A 658-nucleotide genomic window follows, 5' to 3' on the forward strand; every position below is an offset into this window, starting at 1 on the left:
CCCCCGCCCTTTAGGACGGGGACGAGGTCAGACAGTGAGTATGCATTCCTATACCTATTATCGCCGCATCTAGACCCAATTGCGGAGACGCGCCTAGAATACCCAAGCACCCCCCTCAACATTAGCATGGATATCGGTAAATACATCTACGTGGGCATTAATGACACGGTTTACGCGTTCAGCGATGATTTGACTCAAGTTAGCCACGCGACTTATCCAGGCAATGTTTTACGGGTGCGCCCAATTAACGGCGTGGTGCATGTCGTGTATGAGTCTGGCTCTGGCTCTGTCCTGGAGATGGATACGCCTGAACTACGGAGGGAGTCGACCCACGCCTTCACGTATAAAATACTTGACAAAAAGAGCGACAAGCCTCGCCCCTTCCAGGGGCGGGGTAAAGCTTTTAAGCTACTATCTGTTACCTTTGTGGTATGCCTGTTACTGAGCCGATTAGAGTTGGAAGGGATACTAAGGAGGAGTTGAGGAGACTTAAGATTCACCCAAGGGAGACCTATGATGACGTGATTAAGAGGCTCATTGAGGGGTATAAGAAATGCCAATAATGAGGAGGACTAATGTAGTTAAACTCGTCGTGGATAGGAATACCCATGAGAAGCTCAAGGAACTAGCCGTAGTAACCGCCAAATGCTGGAACGAA

2 protein-coding genes are annotated in these 658 nt (G+C 49.2%); both read left to right on the forward strand.

The features are described from left to right. On the forward strand, positions 1-483 hold a 483-nt coding region (locus ACP5H1_RS08540; protein WP_427974109.1), incomplete at its 5' end, for a hypothetical protein. Further along, complete coding sequence (locus ACP5H1_RS08545) at positions 432-563, forward strand: DUF7557 family protein (RefSeq protein ID WP_427974106.1); 132 nt, start codon at positions 432-434, stop codon at positions 561-563. The genes ACP5H1_RS08540 and ACP5H1_RS08545, both read left to right, overlap by 52 nt. Positions 564-658 lie beyond the last annotated feature (95 nt).

The sequence above is a fragment of the Acidilobus sp. genome, assembly GCF_049973875.1.
GTDB lineage: Archaea > Thermoproteota > Thermoprotei_A > Sulfolobales > Acidilobaceae > Acidilobus.

Excerpts from the sequence above, each read along its gene's own strand:
- ACP5H1_RS08545 (WP_427974106.1), top strand. The coding sequence starts at position 432 with ATGCCTGTTACTGAGCCGATTAGAGTTGGAAGGGATACTAAGGAGGAG.